Source organism: Pseudomonas frederiksbergensis, from assembly GCF_000802155.2.
Lineage (GTDB): Bacteria > Pseudomonadota > Gammaproteobacteria > Pseudomonadales > Pseudomonadaceae > Aquipseudomonas > Aquipseudomonas frederiksbergensis_A.
The window spans coordinates 433,040-450,259 of sequence record NZ_JQGJ02000003.1 but is presented as its reverse complement, the minus strand read 5'-3'; the positions used below and the strand labels follow the sequence as shown (position 1 = coordinate 450,259).

Annotated in this window: 19 protein-coding genes; 11 read left to right on the top strand and 8 right to left on the bottom strand. The window is 61.8% G+C overall.

The features are described from left to right. Window positions 1–41 precede the first annotated feature (41 nt). From JZ00_RS08075 to JZ00_RS08065, 3 genes are all read left to right on the top strand, one after another. Window positions 42–962, top strand: coding sequence for a LysR substrate-binding domain-containing protein (locus JZ00_RS08075; RefSeq protein ID WP_039590170.1), 921 nt, complete (start codon window positions 42–44; stop codon window positions 960–962). 186 nt (window positions 963–1,148) lie between these two features. Then, the gene (locus JZ00_RS08070) at window positions 1,149–3,125 is read left to right on the top strand and encodes a methyl-accepting chemotaxis protein (protein WP_039590172.1); all 1,977 of its coding nucleotides are present in this window, start codon (window positions 1,149–1,151) and stop codon (window positions 3,123–3,125) included. Window positions 3,126–3,445: 320 nt separating this feature from the next. Beyond that, window positions 3,446–4,660: an aldose 1-epimerase family protein gene (locus tag JZ00_RS08065; protein WP_039590173.1), complete on the top strand. Its 1,215-nt coding sequence runs from the start codon at window positions 3,446–3,448 to the stop codon at window positions 4,658–4,660. 6 nt (window positions 4,661–4,666) lie between these two features. Here the strand turns inward: JZ00_RS08065 and JZ00_RS08060 are convergent, their stop codons facing one another. Further along, window positions 4,667–6,160 carry a YifB family Mg chelatase-like AAA ATPase gene (locus JZ00_RS08060; RefSeq protein WP_039590174.1) on the bottom strand — a complete coding sequence of 498 codons (1,494 nt, stop codon included), beginning with the start codon at window positions 6,158–6,160 and terminating at the stop codon, window positions 4,667–4,669. 216 nt (window positions 6,161–6,376) lie between these two features. Between JZ00_RS08060 and JZ00_RS08055 the strand changes: the two genes are divergently transcribed. Continuing rightward, window positions 6,377–7,654: a sensor histidine kinase gene (locus tag JZ00_RS08055; protein ID WP_039590175.1), complete on the top strand. Its 1,278-nt coding sequence runs from the start codon at window positions 6,377–6,379 to the stop codon at window positions 7,652–7,654. A 35-nt stretch (window positions 7,655–7,689) separates the two neighbouring features. Here JZ00_RS08055 and JZ00_RS08050 read toward each other — a convergent pair whose 3' ends face one another. Then, on the bottom strand, window positions 7,690–7,956 hold the full coding sequence (locus JZ00_RS08050) for an accessory factor UbiK family protein (RefSeq protein WP_039590176.1): 267 nt from the start codon (window positions 7,954–7,956) through the stop codon (window positions 7,690–7,692). 413 nt (window positions 7,957–8,369) lie between these two features. Here JZ00_RS08050 and glnK point away from each other — a divergent pair, with 413 nt between their 5' ends. The 4 genes from glnK to sutA all read left to right on the top strand — a co-directional run bounded on the left by glnK (window position 8,370) and on the right by sutA (window position 11,141). After that, complete coding sequence (gene glnK / locus JZ00_RS08045) at window positions 8,370–8,708, top strand: P-II family nitrogen regulator (protein ID WP_002555808.1); 339 nt, start codon at window positions 8,370–8,372, stop codon at window positions 8,706–8,708. 33 nt (window positions 8,709–8,741) lie between these two features. After that, window positions 8,742–10,076 (top strand): ammonium transporter, encoded by a 1,335-nt coding sequence (locus JZ00_RS08040; protein ID WP_039590177.1) that lies wholly within the window; start codon window positions 8,742–8,744, stop codon window positions 10,074–10,076. Window positions 10,077–10,290: 214 nt separating this feature from the next. Beyond that, a complete protein-coding gene (locus JZ00_RS08035) occupies window positions 10,291–10,716 on the top strand; it encodes a secondary thiamine-phosphate synthase enzyme YjbQ (protein ID WP_039590847.1) in 426 nt (141 codons plus the stop codon). 101 nt (window positions 10,717–10,817) lie between these two features. After that, complete coding sequence (gene sutA, locus JZ00_RS08030; protein ID WP_003206813.1) at window positions 10,818–11,141, top strand: transcriptional regulator SutA; 324 nt, start codon at window positions 10,818–10,820, stop codon at window positions 11,139–11,141. A 131-nt stretch (window positions 11,142–11,272) separates the two neighbouring features. Here sutA and JZ00_RS08025 read toward each other — a convergent pair whose 3' ends face one another. The 6 genes from JZ00_RS08025 to lptM are packed head-to-tail and all read right to left on the bottom strand — an operon-like array spanning window position 11,273 to window position 15,874. Then, window positions 11,273–11,977: an HAD family hydrolase gene (locus JZ00_RS08025; protein WP_039590178.1), complete on the bottom strand. Its 705-nt coding sequence runs from the start codon at window positions 11,975–11,977 to the stop codon at window positions 11,273–11,275. Continuing rightward, window positions 11,974–12,873 (bottom strand): tyrosine recombinase XerC, encoded by a 900-nt coding sequence (xerC, locus tag JZ00_RS08020; protein ID WP_039590180.1) that lies wholly within the window; start codon window positions 12,871–12,873, stop codon window positions 11,974–11,976. Before xerC ends, JZ00_RS08025 begins: the two co-directional genes overlap by 4 nt. A gap of 2 nt (window positions 12,874–12,875) precedes the next feature. After that, window positions 12,876–13,598 carry a DUF484 family protein gene (locus JZ00_RS08015; RefSeq protein ID WP_039590181.1) on the bottom strand — a complete coding sequence of 241 codons (723 nt, stop codon included), beginning with the start codon at window positions 13,596–13,598 and terminating at the stop codon, window positions 12,876–12,878. A 13-nt stretch (window positions 13,599–13,611) separates the two neighbouring features. Then, window positions 13,612–14,442, bottom strand: coding sequence for a diaminopimelate epimerase (dapF, locus tag JZ00_RS08010; protein WP_039590182.1), 831 nt, complete (start codon window positions 14,440–14,442; stop codon window positions 13,612–13,614). 4 nt (window positions 14,443–14,446) lie between these two features. Beyond that, complete coding sequence (lysA, locus tag JZ00_RS08005) at window positions 14,447–15,694, bottom strand: diaminopimelate decarboxylase (protein WP_039590183.1); 1,248 nt, start codon at window positions 15,692–15,694, stop codon at window positions 14,447–14,449. A gap of 9 nt (window positions 15,695–15,703) precedes the next feature. After that, a complete protein-coding gene (gene lptM, locus JZ00_RS30040) occupies window positions 15,704–15,874 on the bottom strand; it encodes an LPS translocon maturation chaperone LptM (protein ID WP_039590185.1) in 171 nt (56 codons plus the stop codon). A gap of 226 nt (window positions 15,875–16,100) precedes the next feature. On the opposite strand from lptM, the gene cyaY reads away from it, so the two are divergent. The 3 genes from cyaY (at window position 16,101) to rnk (ending at window position 17,220) form a co-directional block, all read left to right on the top strand. Then, complete coding sequence (cyaY, locus tag JZ00_RS07995; RefSeq protein WP_039590186.1) at window positions 16,101–16,433, top strand: iron donor protein CyaY; 333 nt, start codon at window positions 16,101–16,103, stop codon at window positions 16,431–16,433. Between the two features lie 4 nt (window positions 16,434–16,437). Continuing rightward, on the top strand, window positions 16,438–16,656 hold the full coding sequence (locus tag JZ00_RS30030) for a DUF1289 domain-containing protein (RefSeq protein WP_080942599.1): 219 nt from the start codon (window positions 16,438–16,440) through the stop codon (window positions 16,654–16,656). A gap of 153 nt (window positions 16,657–16,809) precedes the next feature. Then, window positions 16,810–17,220: a nucleoside diphosphate kinase regulator gene (gene rnk, locus JZ00_RS07990; protein ID WP_039590189.1), complete on the top strand. Its 411-nt coding sequence runs from the start codon at window positions 16,810–16,812 to the stop codon at window positions 17,218–17,220.

Here is a 17,220-nt window from a genome sequence, read left to right as displayed (position 1 = left end):
TTTCTGGTAGGGTTTGCAAACCGCGTCTTGGAGCTTTTGCAATGTCTCGTCGTCTTCCTCCGCTTTATGCGCTACGGGCATTCGAGGCCGCCGCGCGCTACAGCTCGTTCACCCGCGCCGCCGAGGAGCTCTCGATCACCCAGAGCGCCGTCAGCCGGCACATCCGCACGTTGGAAGATCACTTTGCCTGTCGGCTGTTCCAGCGCAGCGGGCGCAACCTGCAACTGACCGAGGCGGCGCGCCTGCTGTTGCCGGGCGTGCGGGAAGGGTTCATGGCGCTGGAGCGGGCCTGCCACACGTTGCATGGCGAGGACGGCATTCTGCGGATGAAGGCGCCGTCGACCCTGACCATGCGCTGGCTGCTGGCGCGCCTGAGCCGCTTCCGTCATTTGCAACCCGGCAACGAAGTGCAACTGACGAGCGCCTGGATGGACGTCGATTCGGTGGATTTCAACACCGAGCCCTTCGACTGCGCGGTACTGCTGGGCAATGGGCATTTTCCTGCGGATTGGGAGGCCAGCTTGCTGTTCCCCGAGGAATTGATCCCGGTAGGCGCTCCGAATTTGCTCAATGATCAGCCTTGGGATGCGGCGCGATTGGCCAAGGCCGAGCTGTTGCACCCCACTCCGGATCGCCGGGACTGGCGCAATTGGTTGCAGCGCATGGGCTTGTCGGACAAGGTCTCGCTCAGGGGCGGGCAGGTGTTCGATACGTTGGAGCTGGGCATGATCGCGGCCGCGCGTGGCTACGGTGTGTCCATGGGGGATTTGTTGATGGTCGCCGAGGATGTGGCCCAGGGACGCTTGAGCCTGCCGTGGCCGACGGCCGTTGCCAGCGGCGAGCATTATTATTTGGTCTGGCCGAAAACCCGGCCCGGAGGTGAACGTCTGCGCAGGCTCAGCGACTTTCTTCAGGGCGAGGTCAAGGCCATGCAGCTACCCGAGGTCGAGCGCCTGGGCTGAAACGATGAAGGTGCCGTGCTAGCCACTTGGTATTATTCCCTCCAAGGCGCTCAAGTATTCGGCATCCTGGCCGACTCCGTGAACATAGAACCTTCGTTCAGAAAGGGCCCATTCAATCCTCATCGAATCAAAATGCCGAGCGTGCGACGTGATCAGGACGATCCGGTCTCTCGGCCAGGAGCCGTCATGTCTCAACCCCGTGCCCGGATCGCCTCGCAGCTAGGCCTTGCCCTCGCCGTGATATTGGCGGTCGTGATCTCCGGCAGTACCGTCTTTGCCTTGCGTTCGCTGGACGCCGCAAACCTTTCCACCCGTGAAGAGCACTTGGCCAGCGAAGCGCGCCTGATGGCCGACCAGCTCAATACGTTCCACAGTACGTTGCGCGAAAGCACGCAGCGGCTGGCGGGGCTGTTCGAGAAGCGTTTCAGCGCAGGCTTGAGCGTTCACCCGGACCAGCCGGTGACGGTGGCGGGCGTGCAGACTCCTGGCTTGAGCCTGGGCAATGAAGTGCTGAACAACAACTTCAAGGAAGTTGATGAGTTCAAGGCGATGACCGCCGGGGTAGCCACGATATTCGTGCGCAGCGGTGACGATTTCATCCGCGTCAGTACATCGGTCAGCAAGCAGGACGGGACAAGGGCCATCGGCACTGTGCTCGACCGTGCCGGCCCGGCTTATGGCCCGGTGATCAGCGGCCAGAGCTATATCGGCCGAGCCTTGCTTTTCGGACGTTTCTACATGTCGCAGTACACCCCTGTACGCGACACCAGCGGCAAGATCATTGCGGTGCTGTATGTAGGATTCGATTACACCGATGCGCAGAATGCGCAATTCGAAAACCTCAAGCGGTTCCGCATCGGCCAGACCGGTTCGCTGGCGTTGTTGGACGAACAGAACAAATGGCTGGTGCCGCCGGCTGGCGTGCAGGCGCTCGACAACGCTACCGCCGCCATCACGGCGCTGATCAAGAAGCCGGGCAAGGGTGCCTTCTGGGCCGACACCGCGGAAGAATTCTACAGTGTCGCCGTGCCGTTCGAGGGCGGGCCTTGGGCCGTCGTGGCGAGCATGCCGAAAACCGAGATCAACGCAGTGACCTGGAGCGTCGGCACACAACTGGCGATCGGCAGCCTGCTGGCCATGTTGCTGGCGGTAGGCGCGGCGGTGTGGCTGTTGCGCAGCAAACTGGCTCCGCTCGGCGACTTGGTGCGTCAGGCCGAAGCATTGGGTGCCGGCGACCTGAGCGTGCGCCTGAATGTTTCGAGCCACGATGAAATCGGCCAACTGGCCCGTGCGTTCAACCAGATGAGCCACGCCTTGTCGACCATGGTCGAGCACATCCGCAAAGCTTCGCAAGAGGTCAATAGTCGTGCCCAGGCGCTGTCCGGATTGTCCAGCGGCGCGTACGAAGGGATGGAGCAGCAGTCCGGAGAAATCACCAGCATGGCCGGGGCAGTGGAAGAGTTCAGCGCCACCTCGCTGAACATCGCCGATAACATGGGCAATACCGAACGCCTGGCCCAGGACAATGCCCAGCAAACCCGGATCGGTCGGACCTCGATGGAGGAAGCATCGTCGTCCCTGGAGCAGATTGCTGGTGCCTTGAACAGCACTGCCACGGTCATCAACACACTGGGCCAGCGCTCCCAGGAAATCGGCGGCATCGTCGGTGTGATCACCTCGATTGCCGAGCAAACCAACCTGCTGGCGCTGAACGCCGCCATCGAAGCCGCCCGAGCCGGCGAACAAGGTCGTGGTTTTGCCGTCGTGGCCGACGAGGTTCGTAGCCTGGCCTCGCGCACTCGCCAGGCCACCGACGAAATTTCCGGGATGATCAACAGCATCCAGCAAGAAACCGGCAACGCCATCAGCACGATGGAGAAGGGCAATCTGCTCATGCAGGAAGGCTTGTCGCGTAACGCCAACGTGGCCTCGGCCCTGGCGCGAATCGATGAGCAAAGCCGCTCCGCCGGCCAGCAATTCGCTGCGATCACCACCGCGACCCAGGAACAAAGCAGCACCGCGACCCTGCTGAGCAGCAACTTGCAGAGCATTGCGATGGCCAACAGCGAACAGCGCGAAGTGGTGTCGAACCTGGCGATCACCGCCAAGGAACTTGAAAAACTGGCGCAGGACCTGCGCAAGGAAGTCGATCGGTTCCGCTGAAGTCCCATCCATAGCAAGCCAACCCGACCCCTGTGGTGAGGGGGCTTGCTCCCGCTGGCCTGCGAAGCAGGCCCCCGGGCCTTCTCCCGGCAGCCCCCAACGTCGAGGCTTGCGACCGCTGCGTAGTCGAGAGCAAGCAAGCTCCCTCGCCACGGGGTTTCGGGTTGTCTGGGCGAAAGGTCACCGCGAGCAGGCTCGCCCGCATAGAAACTCTCAAATCCTTACCCGCGGATTTTTTAAGGTGATTGCTGTTTTTCGGCTTGCTGAAACGTTTCTTCAAGTCTATAAAATCCGCACAACTCCAAGAAAAGGCCGTTTCCATGAATTCGCTCAAACTCTTCGTTGCCCTCGGCGCCATGGGCGCTGCTTCCCATGCGATGGCGTGGGATTACGTCCTGCTTGACACCGATAAGGCCGCCCAACCCTGGCAAATCACCAGCCAGCAACTCGGCGTGAAAACCGACAAGCCGTTTTCCGTGACGATGCGTACCCTCCATGGCGGTCGCCAGGAGGGCGTCAGCATCGTCGACATCGACAATGGCACCATGAAGCTCTCAGTCGTCCCCACCCGCGGCATGAACGTGTTGCAGGCTTCGGTCGGCGATGTACGCATGGGCTGGGATTCACCGGTCAAGGAAGTGGTCAATCCATCATTCATCGAACTTAACGGCCGAGGTGGCCTGGGCTGGCTCGAAGGCTTCAATGAACTGGTGACTCGCTGCGGCTACGAATGGGTAGGCCATCCGGGCATGGACAACGGCGAACTGCTCACTTTGCATGGGCGCGCCGCGAACATCCCGGCGAACAAGGTAACGTTGCACATCGATGAAAAACCTCCTTACGCCATCACGCTGCGCGGCGAGTTGAAGGAGCAGGCGTTCAAGAAGGTCGACTTCTCGGTCCAGACCGAGCTGGTCACCGAACCCGGTAGCGTGACCTTTGCCCTCAACGACACGCTGACCAACAATGGCGATTATCCAAAGGAATACCAGGCGCTCTACCACAGCAATTTCAGCACGCCGTTCCTGGAACAGGGGGCTCGCTTCGCAGCGCCGGTCAAACAGGTCTCGCCGTTCAATGACAAGGCCAAGGGTGACCTGAAGGATTGGACCACCTATCGAGCCCCTACCAAGGATTACGATGAAACCGTCTACAACGTCGTGCCTTACGCCGACGCCAAGGGCGATACGCTGACCGTGCTGCACAACAAGGCCGGAAGTCTCGGCGTGGCGGTGGGCTTCAACACCGGTACGCTTCCAGTGTTTTCCCTGTGGAAGAATACCGATACCCAAGGCCAGGGCTATGTGACCGGTCTGGAGCCTGGCACCAGCTTTTCCTATAACCGTCGCTACCAGCGTCCGCTGGGCCTGGTGCCTGGCATTGCACCGAAAGAGCGCAAGCAGTTCCAGATTCACTACAGCCTCCTGGCTGACAAGGGGGCTGTGGACAAGGCTCTGAAGCGCATCGATGACATCCAGGGCGATCGAAAAACCGAAGTGCGCGACACGCCGTTGGTGGACCTGAGCAAGCCGTGACCCTTTTCATGGCGTTGCGGGCCGGTATTGGAGGGCTTCGGCCAGGTGCTCGCGGCTGATTCGTTCCAATTGCTGAAGGTCGGCCAGGGTGCGGGCGACCTTCAGCAGGCGATGGGCGGCCCGTAGCGACAGGGTCAATCGTTCGCAGGCGGTTTCCAGCCATGCTTCGTCGGTCGGGGACAGTTTGCAATGACGGCGCAACCCCGACAGGTCGAGGAAGGCGTTGGCGCAGCCTTGGCGGGTTTGCTGGCGCTCACGGGCTTCGGCCACGCGCTCGGCTGCTGTGGCGGTATCGTCACCGGGTGCGCCCTTGGGATTCAGCGCCGTGGCTTCGCGCGCCACGGTCAGGTGCAGGTCGATACGGTCGAGCAGCGGACCGGACAGCTTGTTGCGATACCGCTGCACCATGTCCGGCGTGCAGCAGCAGCGGCCGCTGGGTTCGCCAAGATATCCACAGGGGCACGGGTTCATGGCCGCGACCAGTTGGAAGCGCGCTGGAAAGCGCACGCGATCCCGGGCACGCGACACCACGATGTGTCCCGACTCGAGGGGCTCCCTCAAGACTTCCAAGACCTTTCGGTCGAATTCCGGTAACTCATCCAGGAACAGTACGCCGTGGTGGGCGAGGGTGATCTCCCCCGGTTGCGGCTTCGACCCGCCACCCACCAGCGCCGGGCCGGATGCCGAATGATGTGGCTGGCGAAACGGCCGTTGCGGCCAATGGCTTAGCGGCACGCCACTGGCGACGGACTGTATCGCCGCGACTTCCAGGGCTTCGCTTTCGACCAGCGGCGGCAACAATCCCGGTAAACGGCTCGCCAGCAATGTCTTGCCTGTGCCCGGCGGGCCGCTGAACAACAAGTTGTGAGCCCCCGCCGCCGCGATCAGCAATGCGCGCTTGGCCCCAGCCTGGCCTTGCACTTCGCTGAGGTCGGGATAGGGTTTGCTGGCCGAGAGCAGCCCGTTGGACACGAAGGGCTCGACGGGGGTGTGGCCGTTGAAGTGCGCCACCGCTTCGAGCAGGTGGTCCACGGCAATCACTTTCAGCCCCGACGCCAGGCACGCTTCCTCGGCATTGGCCCGGGGCACCATCAGCATGCGTCCAGCCTTGCGCGCCGCCAGCGCTGCGGGGAGCACGCCGCGCACTGGTCGTACGGCACCGGACAAGGCCAGTTCGCCGAGGCACTCCACGTCGTCCAGCATCAAGGTCGGCACCTGCACGCTGGCCGACAGGATCCCCAGGGCAATCGCCAGGTCGAACCGGCCGCCGTCCTTGGGAAGATCTGCCGGCGCGAGGTTCAGGGTGATGCGCCGCGCTGGGAAATTGAGTCCCGAATTGATGATCGCGCTGCGCACCCGGTCCTTGCTTTCCTTCACCGCCGCTTCCGGCAAGCCGACCATCGTCAGCGACGGCAAGCCATTTGCGAGATGAACTTCAACGGTAACGGCAGGGGCTTCGACCCCCACTTGGGCGCGGCTATGGACGATGGCGAGCGACATGTAGCGTTCCTTGACTGTTGGAGGGCCGCGTCCTGCGGCCCTTGAAGATTAGTCCGGCGAAACTGAGCCGGGAGCTGGTTTCACGGCGAAATCTTCGCAGGATATTACCGGGGCGATGGCGTCATCCTGGGGCAAACAGTACGGAGGAGGGCTCTGCTACGCTGGATTTGTCCGCACGGCACTTGGCGGGATCACCGGCACAACGAGGAAGTGAAAATGAACGATCTGTTGGCGCTGTTGACCGACAAGCGCTTCATGCCCCACGGGCATTGCTATATGTGGCGTCCCGATCTGTTGTGGACCAACGTGATCGCCGATAGCCTGATCACCCTCAGCTATATCTCGATTCCGTTCACGCTCATCTACTTCATCAACAAGCGCAAGGACGTCCCGTTCGACTGGATGATCGCGGCGTTCGGGGTGTTTATCCTGGCCTGCGGAACCAGCCACATAATGGAAATCCTGACCATCTGGCACCCTTATTATTGGCTGTCGGCGCTGGTCAAGGTGATCACCGCCATTGCTTCGGTGATCACTGCCATCCTGTTGATCCGCCTGATACCCGCGGCCTTGAAAATCCCCAGCCCGCAGCAGTTGGCCAGGGTCAACGACGAGTTGCGCGAGGCGCAGGCTGAGCTGGTTACCACGGCTCGCCGGGCCGGCATGGCGGAAATTGCCACCAATGTGCTGCACAACGTAGGCAATGTGCTCAACAGCGTCAACGTTTCCGCCCAGGTTCTCTACGAGAAGGTGCACACGTCGAAGGGGCCGGGCGTGGCCAAGGTTGCCCAACTGATGAAAGAGCACCCCGACGATCTTGGCGATTTCATCAGCAGCGATCCGAAAGGGCGCGCGCTACCGGACTATCTGGACAAGCTGGCCGATGCGCTGGCAATCGAGCAGCAGGTCATGATCGCCGAGTTGGCGCAGTTGACCCGCCGAATCGATCACATCAAGGAAATCGTCGCCACCCAGCAGTCCTACGCCGGCAATGCCAGCGTCCTGGAGTCGGGTTCGCTACGAGAGCTGGTCGAGGATGTCGTGCGCATTTGCGATGTGTCCCTGGCCCGCCACCACATCACACTGATCAAGGAGTTCAGTGATGTCCCGCAAATGCCGCTGGACAAGCATCGAGTGCTGCAGATCCTGGTCAATCTGATCAACAACGCCAAGCAAGCGCTGGAGGCGGGTGCGAACCGGTCGCCGCAGATCATCCTGCGCCTGAGGGTCATTGACGATGGGCGCGTACGGGTCGAGGTCGAGGACAATGGCGAGGGAATTGCGCAAGACAATCTCGCGCGGGTGTTCGAGCACGGCTTCACCACGCGTGTCGACGGCCACGGCTTTGGTTTGCACAGTTGCATCCTGGCAGCGCACGAGTTGGGCGGCGATCTGACTGTCCGGAGCGCCGGGCCGGGCAGCGGCGCGCTGTTTATCCTGGAGCTGCCGCTGGCACTCACTCCGGACCAGGCTCAGCGGGTGGCGAGTGCTTGAGTGCCCCGCCAAAGCCCGTCACGTGAGCCGGGGGGTTAATCCTGGGCCGGAGCCGGAGCCAGGCGCTCTTCCAGCTCGGCCACCTTCGCTTCCAGGCTCTCCAGCCGCGCCCGAGTGCGGGCCAGCACGACCATCTGGCTGTCGAATTCTTCCCGGCTGACCAGGTCCAGCTTGCTGAACCCGCTTTGCAGCAAGGCCTTGAACTGGCTTTCGATTTCATTCCTGGGGAGTGGCGTGTCGCCGCTCAACAGGCGGGAGGCGTGGCCGCTCAGGGCGTCGAGTAGATCTTTGGGCGCGAGCATGTCAGGTGTCCTGGAAACAATGGCGGCCAGTGTATCACGCAGTGTCTATAGTCAATTCGCGGATCGGGTTGCACGCTTTTCGCGCACGACCCCGGGCACCGTCGCACCGTTGTTGTGCGTATCGCTCCGGTTCCTGGCGCGGCGCAGGCCGGCGCAACGGGTAAAGGGTTGAAATCAGGGAGGTTGGGTACAGATGGCAAGCTTTCTGCTTAGTGGCTGATGACCCATGCACTGATGCAGTCGCTGTGACGAATGCAGTGCAGCAGGCGGAGCGGGGAGTTTCGTCAGGAGTAGTCAGCTGGCGCCGGTCGGGCAACTTGGGCCGACGACGCGTTACAAAGCCAGGCACTGCGCTTAGACTTGAGTCGGGTTTGTTTTCCTGGGGCAAGTCCACCAATTCGGGAGAGAGTTTCATGAAGCTAGTCACTGCCATCATCAAGCCGTTCAAGCTGGACGACGTACGCGAGTCGCTGTCCGAAATCGGCGTGCAGGGCATTACCGTTACTGAAGTCAAAGGCTTCGGGCGGCAGAAAGGTCACACCGAGCTGTATCGCGGCGCGGAATACGTGGTCGATTTCCTGCCCAAGGTGAAGATCGATGTTGCCATCGACGACAAGGATCTTGATCGGGTCATCGAAGCGATTACCAAGGCCGCCAACACCGGCAAGATTGGTGACGGAAAGATCTTCGTGGTCAATCTGGAACAGGCCATTCGCATCCGTACCGGCGAAACCGATACCGACGCTATCTAAGCCGTCAAACCCAACGCCCCAGGAGAAAACAATATGACTCTGCGTAAATTCGCAGGGCTAGGAGCCCTGTTGTCCTTCGTAATGCCTGGCCTGGCCATGGCGGAAGAAGCGGCAGCCCCAGTCCTCAACTCCGGCGACACCGCCTGGATGTTGACTGCCACGATTCTTGTCCTGTTCATGACCATCCCTGGCCTTGCGCTGTTCTACGGCGGCATGGTTCGGTCGAAAAACATTCTTTCCGTGATGATGCAGTGCTTCGCCATTACTGGTCTGATCAGTGTCCTGTGGGTCATCTATGGCTACAGTATCGCGTTCGACACCACCGGCATGGAGCAGGGCGTCGTCAACTTCAATTCCTTCGTGGGCGGCCTGGGCAAGGCGTTCCTCGCGGGCGTCACGCCGGCCAGCCTGACCGGCCCGGCGGCGTTGTTCCCTGAAGCAGTATTCATCACCTTCCAGATGACCTTCGCCATCATCACTCCGGCGCTGATCGTCGGTGCGTTCGCTGAGCGGATGAAGTTCTCCGCCATGCTGATCTTCATGGGCGTGTGGTTCACCCTGGTGTATGCGCCGATTGCGCACATGGTCTGGTCCGGCAACGGCGGCCTGATGTGGGACTGGGGCGTTTTGGACTTCGCGGGCGGCACCGTGGTGCACATCAACGCCGGTATCGCCGGCCTGGTAGCCTGCCTGGTGCTGGGCAAGCGCAAAGGCTTCCCGACCACTCCGATGGCGCCACATAACCTCGGCTACACCCTGATGGGCGCGGCCATGCTGTGGGTGGGCTGGTTCGGTTTCAACGCTGGTTCCGCTGTCGCCGCCAACGGCACCGCCGGCATGGCGATGCTGGTGACCCAGATCGCTACCGCTGCGGCGGCGCTGGGCTGGATGTTTGCCGAGTGGATCACCCACGGCAAGCCAAGCGCACTGGGCATCGCCTCGGGTGTCGTGGCTGGCCTGGTCGCCATCACCCCCGCCGCTGGTACCGTGGGCCCGATGGGCGCACTGGTCATCGGCCTGGCAGCCGGTGTGGTGTGTTTCTTCTGCGCCACCACCCTCAAGCGCAAACTCGGTTATGACGACTCCCTGGATGCCTTCGGCGTGCACGGCATCGGCGGTATCCTCGGTGCGATCCTGACCGGCGTGTTCGCTGCTCCGGCACTGGGTGGCTTCGGCACCGTGACCGATATCGGCGCGCAAGTGTGGATTCAATTCAAAGGTGTCGGCTTCACCGTGATCTATACCGCGGTCGTGACCTTCATCATCCTCAAGGTACTGGACGCCGTCATGGGCCTGCGTGTCTCCGAGGAAGAAGAAGCTGTAGGCCTGGACTTGGCCCAGCACAACGAGCGTGGCTACAACCTGTAAGCAACGCGCAAAAAAAAATGCCCGGTTCGCCGGGCATTTTTTTGCCTGGAATTTGTCATTGCTCACAAGGCGGGCTGGTTTTTTCCGACGCCTTTTGTTGTGTATGCGACATGGGTTTTTCTACCGCCAAAGACTTACATCGAGGCAGGAATATTAGGCCCTTTGTTTTTTTCCAGAGCGCGCTAGAATGCGCGCCGAACGTGCGGAGATCTGTATGTGGCAACAGACGCTGATAACCCTGCGGGCGAGGCCCCGGGGCTTTCATCTGGTGACGGACGAGTTGCTCGCCGGCCTGCCTGAACTCAAGGCCTGTCGGGTCGGTCTGTTGCATCTGTGGCTGCAGCATACCTCGGCCTCGTTGACCATCAACGAGAACGCCGATCCGGCGGTACGTCGAGACTTCGAACGATTTTTCAATCGGCTGATCCCACAAGGAACCGCCGGCTATGAGCACAACGACGAAGGCCTGGACGACCTCCCGGCGCACTTCAAGGCCAGTGTGCTGGGATGTCAGCTCAGCCTTCCGGTAACGGCGGGACAGTTGGCGTTGGGTACCTGGCAAGGCGTTTATCTGGGCGAGCACCGTGATCATGGCGGTGCTCGCAAAGTCCTCGCCACCTTGCACGGTGAAGGGGCATGACCGCTGATTGCCGGCGGATCTTGAATTTTTTCTGGCAGCCTTCGACAGATGGCGAAGCTGGGCTATAACTAATCTGCTTTTCGCAAGTCATGAGGTAGAACATGAGCGACGATGATCTGGAAAACGACGACCTCGAAGTAGGTGACGAGGACGAGACCGAAGAAGGCCTGGAAGCGGCGGCTGAAGATGTTGCTGACGACGACGGTGCCGATGTTCCGGTCCCGACTGCCAAAGGCAAGGCCAAGGCCGCGGTATCGGTCGACGAGTTGCCAAGCGTAGAGGCCAAGAACAAGGAGCGTGATGCGCTCGCCAAGGCCATGGAGGAATTCCTGGCCAGGGGCGGAAAGGTGCAGGAAGTGGAGGCCAACGTGGTCGCCGATCCGCCCAAGAAGCCTGACAACAAGTACGGCAGCCGCCCTATCTGAGTATCTGCCCTTGCTTGCTGAAAAAGCCCGCCGTCGCTGCGGGCTTTTTCATGGATGCAGCTTTTAAGCCCGGTGCATTCCCAGTGGGATTTGCGCCTGGCATAGCACGCAGTACACCGCTTCTCCAGGGCTCAGCGCTGGCTATGCCATCCTGCCAATAATCCCGGCAGTTCGGTCAGGCTGCGGATTTGCGCGTCCGGTGCATGATCGGCATCCCATGCCTTGCCCGCCGGGTTGAACCAGACAGCGCGCAGGCCGGCCTGCTGGGCGCCGGCGATGTCGTCGCCCGGGTGATCGCCCACATGCACGGCGGTTTGCGCCGTGGCGCCGCCCCTTTGCAGGGCTTCCTGGAACAACCTTGCATCAGGCTTGGCAATACCGATGTCTTCGGCGCACAAGGCGAACTTGAAGTAATCCGCCAGCCCCAGGCGACTCACATCGGCATTGCCGTTGGTGACGACGCCAAGGGCGAAATGATTGGCGAGGATTTCCAGGGTCGGCTCGACTTCGGGAAAAATTTCCAGTTGATGACGCGCATGCAGGAACGCCTCGAATCCCTGGTCCGCCAGTTCCGAGGCCCGCCACTGGTCGTAGCCGGCATCTTGCAGCGCCCGGAACAGCACGCGCCGGCGCAGTGCACTGATGCGGTGCTTGAGGTTGGGTTCTTCGCTGAGCACTTGGGTGCGGATCGTCCACAGGCGCTCCACCGGAAAATCACCCAGGTCGGGTGCGTTGTCGGCCAGCCATTGGCGCAAGACGGCTTCAGCGCTGGCGATCACCGGAGCGGTGTCCCATAGCGTGTCGTCCAGGTCGAAAGTGATGAGCTCGATGGTCATGATTCGTCGCCCTTGATGCGTTTGGCCCTGGGGTGGGCACTGTCATAGACCGTCGCCAGGTGTTGGAAATCCAGATGGGTATAGATCTGGGTGGTCTTGATGTCCGAGTGGCCGAGCAGTTCCTGGACGGCGCGCAGGTCCTGGGAAGACTCCAGCAGATGGCTGGCGAACGAATGCCTGAGCATGTGCGGGTGCAGGTTCTGCCCGAGTTCACGTTCGCCGGCGGCCTTGACCCGCAATTGGATGGTCCGCGGGCCTAGCCGGCGGCCTTGCAGGCTGACGAATACCGCGTCATCGACCGGATTGGTCATCGCTCGCAGCGGCAACCACAGTTCCAGGGCTTCCCGGGCCTTGCGGCCGATGGGCAGCAGGCGGGTCTTGCTGCCTTTGCCGAGTACCTGGACCATGCCGTCAGCCAGGTCCAGTTGGTCCAGGTCCAGCCCCGTCAGTTCGGAAAGCCGCAGACCGGAGGAATAGAAGAGCTCAAGGATCGCCTGGTCCCGGCGCGCCATGAAGTCATCCTCGACGGCGCCATCGAGCAATTGCAAGGCACGGTCGGTGTCGAGGGTCTTGGGCAGCCGGCGTTCGCCTTTGGGCGGTGCCAGGCCGGTGGCCGGGTCGTGATCGCACAGGCCTTCGCGGTTCAGGTAGTGATACAGGCCACGCACCGCCGACAACAATCGCGCAAGGCTGCGGGAGGATTGTCCCTGTTGATGCAGACGCGCAACGAGGCTGCGCAGGCGCTGGATGTCCAGGGCCGCCCAGCTCTCGATGTTCTGCTTCTGGCACCAGCCCAGTACCTTTTCGAGGTCGCGGCGATAGGCCGACAAGGTGTGAGGCGACACCTGGCGCTCACTGCGCAGGTGTTCGCAGTAGGCGTCCAGTTGCCGCTCCATCCTCAGCGTACCGAACGCAGCGAACCGGCAACCCGTGGCAGCACCCGGCCGGTGACTTCGGCGATGTAGCTCAGGAACAGCGTGCCCACCGAACTCTTGTAGTGCTGCGGATCGCGACTGGCGATGGCCAACACGCCATGCACGCCCTGGTGGGCAATTGCGACGACGGCGGTGGAGCCGATCTGCTTGCGCTGTTCTTCACCGAACAGGAAGTCCAGCTCATGCTCGCGCAGGCTGCCGCTGACGCTTTTGTTTTCCGTGAGCAGGCCGCCGATGGCCGTCTGCGCGTCGGCGTGGGTAACCCAGCGTCCCACTGGCATGGCGTTATCGCCAAACAGGATCAGGCTGACGAAGGGCACCTGGAAGTCTTGGCGCAGGCTGTCTTCGACACTCATCACCAGGTCTTCCAGGGTGCTCGCGTCCATCAGTGCGAGAATCAGCCGACGGGTCTTGTCGAAGAGCCGGTCGTTGTCCCGGGCGACGTCCATCAGGTGCGAGAGGCGATGGCGCATTTCGATGTTGCGCTCACGCAGGATTTTCATCTGGTGTTCGACCAGCGACACGGTATCGCCGCGCCGATGGGGGATCCGCATCGTTGCAAGCAGGTCTTCGTGCTCGACGAAAAAGTCCGGATGCGCCTCCAGATACGCGGCCACGGCCGCAGCGTCTGGAAGGCTCGGGGATTCGTCGGGCTGCGGTGCTGGAACCTTTGGCTTGTCGGTCATGGCTTTGGCTCACTCAAAGACGAACTTGTCCTTCGTATACGCGTACGGCCGGGCCGGTCATCATCACCGGTTGGCCTGGGCCTGCCCATTCGATGGACAGGCGTCCGCCGGGCAGGTCGATCAACAATGGCGAATCCATCCAGCCCTGGCTGATCGCGGCGACCGCGGCGGCGCAAGCGCCTGTGCCACAGGCCTGGGTTTCCCCGGCGCCACGTTCCCAGACACGCAGTTGGGCGCGGTGGCGATCGATGACCTGCAGGAAACCGACGTTGACGCGTGCCGGGAAGCGCGGATGATTTTCGATCTTCGGCCCCAGGGTGTGTACCGGTGCGCTGTTGATGTCGTCCACGCGCAGCACCGCATGGGGATTGCCCATGGAGACCGCCGCCAGTTCCACCGGGGTACCGTCGACGTCAACGGTATAGCTCAGGGCCTGGGCCGGTGCCTGGAATGGGATATCCGCCGGCACCAGGCGCGGGGCGCCCATGTTGACGCCGATCTGGCCGTCGCTGCGCACATCCAGTTCGATGATGCCGCTTTTGGTCTCGACGCGAATCTGCCGCTTGGCGGTCAGGCGCTTGTCCAGCACGAAACGGGCGAAGCAGCGCGCGCCGTTGCCACACTGCTCCACCTCCGAACCGTCGGCGTTGAAGATCCGGTAGCGGAAATCCACGTCCGGGTTGTTCGGTGCCTCGACAATCAGCAACTGGTCGAAACCGATGCCGGTGTGCCGGTCGCCCCATTGCTTGGCATGCTTGGGCAGGATGTGCGCGTGCTGGCTGACCAGGTCGAGGACCATGAAATCATTGCCCAGGCCGTGCATCTTGGTAAAACGCAGCAGCATGGTATTACTCCGGCAGCAGGCTTTCGCCGGCAAACAGTTCGGCTACCGTCTCGCGGCGGCGTACTTCGAATGCCTGATCACCGTCCACCAGCACCTCGGCGCAGCGGCCGCGGGTGTTGTAGTTGGAACTCATGACAAACCCGTAGGCGCCCGCCGAATGCACGGCCAGCAGATCGCCTTCTTCCAGTGCCAGCGCACGGCCTTTGGCAAGGAAATCGCCGGTTTCGCAGATCGGCCCGACGATGTCGTAGTCGCGGGCCGCGGTATCGCGCGGGCGCACGGCGGTGACGTCCATCCAGGCCTGGTACAGCGCCGGGCGGATCAGGTCGTTCATGGCCGCGTCGACGATGGCGAAGTCCTTGTGCTCGGTGTGCTTGAGGTATTCGACCTGTGTCAGCAGCACGCCGGCGTTGGCGACGATGTAGCGGCCTGGCTCGAACATCAGCGCCAGGTCACGGCCTTCAAGGCGTTCGCGCACGGTCTTGATGTAGTCGGCCACCAGTGGCGGCTCTTCATCGCGATAACGCACGCCGACACCGCCACCCAGGTCGATGTGACGCAGGTAGATGCCGCAGTCGCCGAGGCGATCCACCAGCGCCAGCAGGCGGTCGAGGGCGTCGATGAACGGTTCGAGGGTGGTCAGTTGCGAGCCGATGTGGCAATCGACACCCAGCACTTCCAGGTTCGGCAGTTGGGCGGCGCGTACGTACACATCCTCGGCGTCGGCAATGGCGATGCCGAACTTGTTTTCCTTGAGGCCGGTGGAAATGTACGGGTGGGTGCCGGCGTCGACGTCCGGGTTCACGCGCAGCGAGACCGGCGCACGAACGCCCAGCTCGGCGGCGACCACCTGCAGGCGCTCCAGCTCGTCGGTGGATTCGATGTTGAAGCAATGCACGCCGACTTCCAGGGCGCGACGCATGTCTTCGCGGGTCTTGCCGACGCCGGAGAACACGATTTTGTCGGGGCTGCCGCCAGCGGCCAGCACGCGCTCAAGCTCGCCGCCGGACACGATGTCGAAGCCAGCGCCCAGGCGCGCGAGGACGTTGAGCACGCCCAGGTTCGAGTTGGCTTTTACAGCGAAGCACACCAGGTGCGGCATGCCTTCGAGGGCATCGGCGAATGTCCGGTATTGGGCTTCGATGTGGGCACGGGAGTAGACGTAGGTCGGCGTGCCGAAACGTTCGGCGATCGCGGACAGGGCAACCCCTTCCGCGAACAGCTCCCCGCCACGGTAGTTAAAAGCGTCCATGGCGGTCCCTTAGTAAGTGGTCTGGGTGTCGTGCGCGTGGGATTTGGATTGCGACGACTTGGCCTGCTCTTCAGGGGACTTGCTGTCATCAGGCAGGTACAGCGGACCTTTTTGACCACAGGCTGTCACAAGGCAGGCAACCGCGACGAGCGCAGCAAGGGAAGAGATCAGGCGCTTCATGGCGAAATCCTTGAAAATGCGTTAATTGCGCCGGAGTATACCGGCCACCCGTCAGCTTGCCTATGCAACGGGGCGCCCGTCCGGCGGGCCTTGCACTCCAGGTGGGCGCGTTCGGTGGACAATGTTCAGCGCCCACGGGCCCTTGGTCGTTATCCTTTGCATTCAGCCGGGCGCGTCCGTATCTTGCGGCGCTTGAGCCCGATCAGACATTTTTGAGGTTGCCGCAATGAGTTTGTCCGAAGCCCGTTTCCACGATCTGGTCGATGAAACCCAGGAAAAACTGGAGGATATCTTCGATGACAGCGACATGGACATCGACCTGGAAATTTCCGCCGGTGTACTTACCGTCAAGTTCGAGAACGGCAGCCAGTTGATTTTCAGCCGCCAGGAGCCGTTGCGGCAGTTGTGGCTGGCGGCGGTGTCCGGTGGCTTCCACTTCGATTACGACGAGGAAAGCGAGCGCTGGATGTGCGACAAGAGCGAAGAGCAGTTGGGCGAGATGCTCGAACGCATCGTCAAGCAGCAGGCTGACGTCGAATTCGATTTCGAAGGGCTGTGACTCGGTGAGCCAGACCGTCCCGGCGCGGCCGCCCAAGCCGCTCTACAGCAATGTCAGCCCGGCCGTGCCGTCGCCTTGTACCAGTGTGTGCAAGCTCGACGAGCGAAAGGTCTGCCTGGGTTGTTTCCGGCATGTGGAGGATATTCGCGAGTGGCGCTCGGCTGATGATGAGCGTCGGCGGGTTATTTGTGCCGAGGCGCTCAAGCGCCGATCCCTGAAGTAGCCACTTATTGGATGGACAAGCGCCCGGGTTGTATATTTTTTGAGCTGTGGTAGTGTCCAGCAACGCCTCAACTCATCGAGGCGAGTGAAAACCCCGCCTTTATGTGGCGGGGTTTTGCTTTTTTCGTGCAGAAGAAAGGAGTCTGCCTGGATCATGACCGCACCTTCAATCACCCTTACTCGCCTGGACGTGCAGCGTCTGGAGCGCCTGATCGATAGCCTGGATGAAACACTCCCTGGCGTGATCGCCTTGCAAACCGAACTGGATCGCGCCGAGACCCTGGTGGGCCACGATGAAGTGCCCGCCGACGTCGTGACCATGAATTCGCGAGTGCATTGCCGAGAGGAAAGCAGCGGCAAGGATTACCATCTGACGCTGGTTTATCCCCAGGATGCCAACGCCGACGAGGGCAAGATTTCGATCCTGGCACCGGTTGGCAGTGCCTTGCTGGGCTTGAAGGTAGGCCAGCACATCGACTGGCCTGCCCCGGGTGGCAAGACCCTGAAACTGACGTTGCTGGAAGTCGAGTCGCAGCCGGTCAATGGCGGTGATTGCGCGTTCTGA